This is a genomic window from Ferrimicrobium sp., assembly GCF_027364955.1.
Classification (GTDB): domain Bacteria; phylum Actinomycetota; class Acidimicrobiia; order Acidimicrobiales; family Acidimicrobiaceae; genus Ferrimicrobium.
On the sequence record NZ_DAHXOI010000053.1, the window covers coordinates 1 to 5,798 of the forward strand.

Genomic DNA, 5,798 nt, shown 5'->3' on the forward strand with positions numbered 1-5,798 from the left:
CCAGGCCGCTCTGTACTTGATCCCATTCTTAGCGGCGTATTCCGAAAGTTTCATAGTATCAGTATGGTACGGTTCGCAACAAACATTCCACAAATCGCCACATAATTATACTACTAGTTCAAACACCACACCCAGGGATCCGTACTCTGATTCCGATGTTGTCAGAGCCAACGGCTAAAGGTGATGATCGACGACGGTTACGTCCTCGCCCTTGGTGGCCTTTCGAAAAACACAATTTTCAAGGAAGCAAAGGGGAAGAGGAATGTCGATCACCATCACACTACTCGAAGATGCGCTGCGCGCGCTGGCCATCGAAGGTGAGTGGGAAAAGTACCTCAAGGTACAAGCACGCTTTCGTACCTACAGCGCTCGTAACGCACTCTTAATTGCGCGACAGTGCCCTAGCGCCACGCAAGTTGCTGGCTACCGCACCTGGCAATCTCTCGGCCGCCAGGTCGTGAAGGGTTCTCGAGCCATCAAAATCGTGGCGCCCATCAAGCGCGACGATGGCAACGTGGGTTTCCGTACCGTCTCAGTTTTTGACCTCAGCCAGACAGCGGGAGCCACCTTGCCTGCGACGCCCCAACTCCTCATCGGCGAGGACAAAGCTGGGATCTTCGAGGCCTTGGTAGCCGTGGCCGAGCATCATGGTTTTGTAGTGTCACGAGGCGACCTACCTGATGGCATCAATGGCCTCTGTTCACACCTCACCCGAATGATTACGATCTCAGCGACCCTCCCCGCGCGCCACCAAGTCAAAACGCTTGCACATGAACTCGGACACGCCCTCCTGCACGGAGAAGCGGGAGTGACTCGTGCAATCGCTGAATTCGAGGCCGAATCCATCGCCTATCTGGTCTGTCATGCCTTTGACATCGAGAGTGCGAGTTACACCTTTGGCTACATCATGCAGTGGGCTGGTGGACCCACCCAAGCACTCGATGCAATTCTTACTTCAGGCGAACGCATCCGCACCACCGCCGAGATCATCGTCGACGCAGCCCAAAACCACCTCGATCGCCCGCTCTCACAGCAAGTCGCGTAGGTAGCTCTACGACGATCACTCCTTGGAGCGTTCTCATATATGCCGATAGACGGTTGCTATCGCCTTCCCATATCCTTGCGCCAGAGGGAGCGAGCGAGGATCTTGGAGTCATCCACACGGAAGGCGTACTTACCAGCCACCTCACGCACCTCTGCCATCAACCCGTCCGAGAGCGTCGTCGGATTCAGACCCAGTTCAAGGAAGGTATGGTTATCCACACGAAGCGTATTCTCGTCAGCCTCAAGCCTCGGATTCGCAAGGTACTCGATCTCAACCCCGGTGCGCTCAGCCACCAAAGCCGCGAGATCTCGAACCCGGTGGGTCTCGGTGACTTGGTTGAGGATTCGAGGGCGCTCGCCCGCCTCCGGCGGGTTATCGATCGCCAACTCGATGCAGCGAACGGTATCGGTGATATGAATAAAGGCCCGTGTCTGGCCACCGGTACCGTGAACCGTCAGTGGATGTCCGATTGCCGCCTGCATCAGGAAGCGATTCAAGACCGTTCCGTAATCACCGTCGTAGTCAAAGCGATTGATGAGACGTTCATCTATAGCCGTCTGTGGCGTCTGTGTCCCCCACACAATCCCTTGATGCAAATCGGTGACACGAAGACGGTCATTCTTCGCATAGAAGGCAAACATCAGCTGATCAAGGGTCTTGGTCATGTGATACACCGACCCAGGGCTCGCGGGATGGAGGATATCGCGCTTGACAACACCACTCGGTGTCTCCAGCATGACCTCAAGGTAGCCCTCCGGGATGAGAGAATCATCTGACCAACCGTATCCATAGACCCCCATGGTGCCGAGATGAACGAGATGCACTGGCAGCTCAGTGTCGGCGATCGCCGCCAACAGGTTGTGGGTCGCACGAATATTGTTGTCAACGGTATAGCGCTTCGTGTCGATCGTGCGCATCGAGTAGGGCGCCGAGCGCTGTTCAGCGAAGTGGACAACTGCATCCGGGCGCTCCTCAAGAAGGAGGGCGCGAAGACGATCAAACTCCGTGGCAAGGTCCATGAAGTGGGTACGAATGACCTTGCCAGAGATCTCCTCCCATGCACTGGTTCGCACGCTCAACGGAGAGATCGGGGTGAGCGACTCGGTCTCCATCTCAACATCGATCTTACGACGGGAGAGATTATCGACAATAATCACCTCGTGATCACGAGAAGAGAGGTGAAGAGCGGTCGGCCAACCGCAGAAGCCATCGCCACCAAATACCACTATTTTCATGTCATCTCACTTCCATTACTCGGTGGGCATTGCCACTCACAAAGCAGCTCAGTCTCTCGTTCCTTCAAGCACAAAAGCCCGATTCGACAATGCAACACCGTCTCCTAGCAAGAATAGTGTCCATGTTGACTGAAGAACCCGCAAACGAAGGTTTCTTCTCGCCCTGGATCGCCATCGGACGAATACTATCACCTGTCACCAAATGTTGAGTCGATGAACATGTTAGGAGTTTGTGGTTACGCAGACGGCAGACAGTCAGGACCAGGTGGTCAACTGCAGCTTGGGCACCAATGCGGTAAAGGAGCAATTGGGTCCTGTCCGACTCTGGCGCTCACAACAGCATCAATCAAAATGAAAACTTTTGAGCACAACGCGCTAGGTGAACACATCGGCTCACCACGTACGCCCAACGTCAGATTTGGCAAAACGTGTCAGCCCCGAGTTCCAATGGTCGAGATAACGCGGTCCCCCGCATGCGAAACGCCTCGCTTAAGCAAGACAACGGTGACCAGCTCATCGCAAATGAATTGCAGTCAGGCGTCAGTCGGCACAGGATGAGGTCTCGTCTCGTGGAGCACCCACTCCCTTATCCATCTTCAGGACTAGAATACATAGGAGGAAGCAGATATTAGTGTCGTCACACCATCACACGAGCCAGTGTCTACCATGGCGTGAAGACCTGACGAAGGGAATCGATGCGGCCGTGTACCATAGATGAATCGGTTCTGCCAACGGGTGTCGCTGACGTTGCCTCTTCTCTGTCTCGGTGGTCTCACTCGGAAGCGTTTTATCTCTCGGGAGGCACGGCGCTCTCCCTGCAACTGGGTCACCGGCAGTCGAGAGACCTAGACTTCTTCACCAAGGCTCCACTTCAGCGACTTCCCCAGCTGACAGATCTTGAGCGTAGCATAGGGCCAAATCATTCGTTCGAATGGGTCCTTCGAACTCCCCAACAGCAAGAGTTTCGAGCTGACGGAGTAGCCACTACCTTGTTGGCTTATCCCTTCCAGCATCGTTATGGTTTCTGTAGCTGGCGTGGATTGTGGGTTGCAGATCCACGTGATATCGCGATTCAAGAAGCCTACACCATCGGGCGTCAAGCGGTCGCTCGAGACTATCTCGATCTACACGCGCTACTCTGCGTGACCCAGACTATATCGCTTGGTGACCTCTTACAGGCTGCACAGATTGTCTACGGTGAGGGCTTTTCTTCGCGACTATTTCTACGACAACTGACTGACGATAGCGATCTGATCGACCACGATGACGCGATCACTCTGCTGATCTCACCGTATTCTTTCGAGGCTATTATGGACGACTTGCAGTCGCTCGTCCGCGACTGGTTAAACGCCGAACTTGGCAAAACCGCCCCACCGGATTCGGACGATAAGCAATGAGACTCCCCCAAGCACTCGGTTACCTTTTTTATCGCTATCGAACCGACAATATCGATACCAAGAAACACTTCAACCTCATCGTGATGACTGTCCTCAACGATGGGTCGCTCGATGATTGGCGATGGTTGTTTGCCTGCTACGGTTGGCAACAGATTCGAGACTGGGTTGCCGACTCCCAAAACTCCCGCTCTCTCAGTCCCGAGATGGAGACGTTCTGGACTGGCATGCTACTTGCTACACCACGCAAGCGCGATCGCTGGGCAGGCGGAAACGGCGTTCGCACCACTAATCCGCAGGTAGCTACCTGGTTGGAGGTTGACAATGTCCTCGCAGCACGTGCCAACAGCAACGCTGAGTCGATCATCTCAATGCCAACATCGAATACCAAAGTTGATGACCTTGGAAGGCCCCACGCTGCATCCAATGAGGTGAACTAAAGTCAATTGGCTAGAGAACTGTTGCGCCGATCCACAGATTCAACTGGGTACCATACTTCGACAAATCTCGTGTTCTGCGTTAGGCTAGCCAAGCAATGAGACGAATTCTCCTTGTGACAGCCGCGTCCCTCTTGCTGAGTGCCTGTGGCTCTGTCAGCGTCGCTAGTCACGAGCTCCCAGCGAACCACGGCTGGGTCCTCTCCTGCTCGAAGCAGCGACTCAGCGAACCTTCTTTCTTTATTCTTGACTGCGCTACCTCGTCTCTTCTAATGGCCGACACCACTTGGACGAGTTGGGGCGCTCGCACCGCCACAGGAGTTGGCAGACTTGGTGTCGTGCCCTGTACTCCAGTCTGCAAAGTGGCTTCGATGGACTTCTATCCGCACACCGACGTCACCCTCTCGGACCCCATTACCGTCGACGGTGACGCAAGAATCTTCCACCATGTCACTCTCAGCTATACCTTTGAAGGCAAGCACTACACCTTTAGCCGATCACTTTCTTAGGGCACGTTGGTCGTTACGACCAGTATCAACGTTGGTCGTTACGACCAGTATCAACGTTGGTCGTTACGACCAGTATCAACGTTGGTCGTTACGACCAGGCAACTAACCCGTCGACAACGATGTCTGCATGCAAGTCCGGATGCTCCGCATCAAAATAGCGGTCCTCGTCGCGCATCCATTGCATCCAGTAGTCACGCGCATCTTCCCCATCGCGAGCAAGACCACGTCTCAGCCGCTCTGCACGAGGGGTCTCCACCCAAATCGTCACGGCAAGAGCATCTCGAAATTGATGGCGTGAAGACGCTACCCCTTCAAGAATCACATACTCAGCGGGCGGGACCGTTATCCACTCAGCAAGCTCCCGTGCCAGCCAGTCGTATCGCTGGTAGCACGCTGGCATGTCCACCATCAGCGGTTCTAGCACCTGTTCACGTAGACGTTGCCACCAATCGAGGTTGTTCTCCCATGAGGCAAAATCATCCGTGTGAATCACCGCACAGTCATTAAGAGATCGAGAGAGAAGGGCCGCTAGTGTCGTCTTGCCTGCTCCACCGAGACCATCGATGGCAATAATGCGGGTTTCGAATGTGGTCGGCGAATTGGAATGCTCAATCAATTCGATCAGCTGCTCTAGCTGCGACATCCTACCTCTTCCATCCTTGCCTCGCTTTGGCTCAGCATCCCAGTGTAACTCGCTAGCTTTGGCACAGAAGGTCCGGTGAGTCCAAGAAGCATGTGATACTCGCGTGGGACCACCTCTCAACACGACGGTCAATCTGAGAACTCCGAGCAACAGGGAGAGGATGTCAGCCGAACAGATGCGAACATGAGCACTAGAATGGCCCACAGCAGTGGGGGCTCGGGTAGCCAATGTCAACAAAAGGGAAACAGGTCCATGGCGGGTCAACCGAGACAGAACGAGAAAATACGTCGTATCTTCCTGGCTGTGGTTCTTCTTGTCACACTTTTTGCGCTGCTGAACCTCTCGCAATCCTCTGCATCGACGATGCCCAGGGGGGCGAAACTCAGCGCCAGTACCACCACCGCAGGACCGGGCTACTACCTTGCCGGTAGTGGTGGGGCGACGTACGCTTTCGGTGCACCATCTTATGGCTCCACCTACACCTACGGACTCACTGGCCTTAGTGGGGCGCATCCACTGAATGCTCCGATCGTTG

7 protein-coding genes are annotated in these 5,798 nt (G+C 54.7%); 5 read left to right on the forward strand and 2 right to left on the reverse strand.

Features of this window, described 5'->3' with window-relative positions; all coding sequences use genetic code 11:
- The first annotated feature begins 262 nt into the window (after positions 1-262).
- Positions 263-1,045, forward strand: a complete 783-nt coding sequence (locus tag M7Q83_RS13725; protein WP_298340064.1) for an ImmA/IrrE family metallo-endopeptidase — start codon at positions 263-265, stop codon at positions 1,043-1,045.
- 56 nt (positions 1,046-1,101) lie between these two features.
- Here M7Q83_RS13725 and M7Q83_RS13730 read toward each other — a convergent pair whose 3' ends face one another.
- Complete coding sequence (locus tag M7Q83_RS13730; RefSeq protein WP_298340066.1) at positions 1,102-2,280, reverse strand: NAD-dependent epimerase/dehydratase family protein; 1,179 nt, start codon at positions 2,278-2,280, stop codon at positions 1,102-1,104.
- A gap of 695 nt (positions 2,281-2,975) precedes the next feature.
- On the opposite strand from M7Q83_RS13730, the gene M7Q83_RS13735 reads away from it, so the two are divergent.
- The 3 genes from M7Q83_RS13735 (at position 2,976) to M7Q83_RS13745 (ending at position 4,620) form a co-directional block, all read left to right on the forward strand.
- A complete protein-coding gene (locus M7Q83_RS13735; RefSeq protein WP_298340068.1) occupies positions 2,976-3,677 on the forward strand; it encodes a nucleotidyl transferase AbiEii/AbiGii toxin family protein in 702 nt (233 codons plus the stop codon).
- Positions 3,674-4,114, forward strand: coding sequence for a hypothetical protein (locus M7Q83_RS13740; protein WP_298340071.1), 441 nt, complete (start codon positions 3,674-3,676; stop codon positions 4,112-4,114). The genes M7Q83_RS13735 and M7Q83_RS13740 overlap by 4 nt, the downstream gene beginning before the upstream one ends.
- Positions 4,115-4,482: 368 nt before the next feature.
- A complete protein-coding gene (locus tag M7Q83_RS13745) occupies positions 4,483-4,620 on the forward strand; it encodes a hypothetical protein (RefSeq protein WP_298340074.1) in 138 nt (45 codons plus the stop codon).
- An 88-nt stretch (positions 4,621-4,708) separates the two neighbouring features.
- On the opposite strand, the gene M7Q83_RS13750 is transcribed toward M7Q83_RS13745, so the two are convergent.
- Positions 4,709-5,263: an AAA family ATPase gene (locus tag M7Q83_RS13750; RefSeq protein WP_298340077.1), complete on the reverse strand. Its 555-nt coding sequence runs from the start codon at positions 5,261-5,263 to the stop codon at positions 4,709-4,711.
- A 252-nt stretch (positions 5,264-5,515) separates the two neighbouring features.
- Between M7Q83_RS13750 and M7Q83_RS13755 the strand changes: the two genes are divergently transcribed.
- Positions 5,516-5,798 (forward strand): hypothetical protein (locus M7Q83_RS13755; RefSeq protein ID WP_298340080.1); only part of this gene is annotated, 283 nt, incomplete at its 3' end.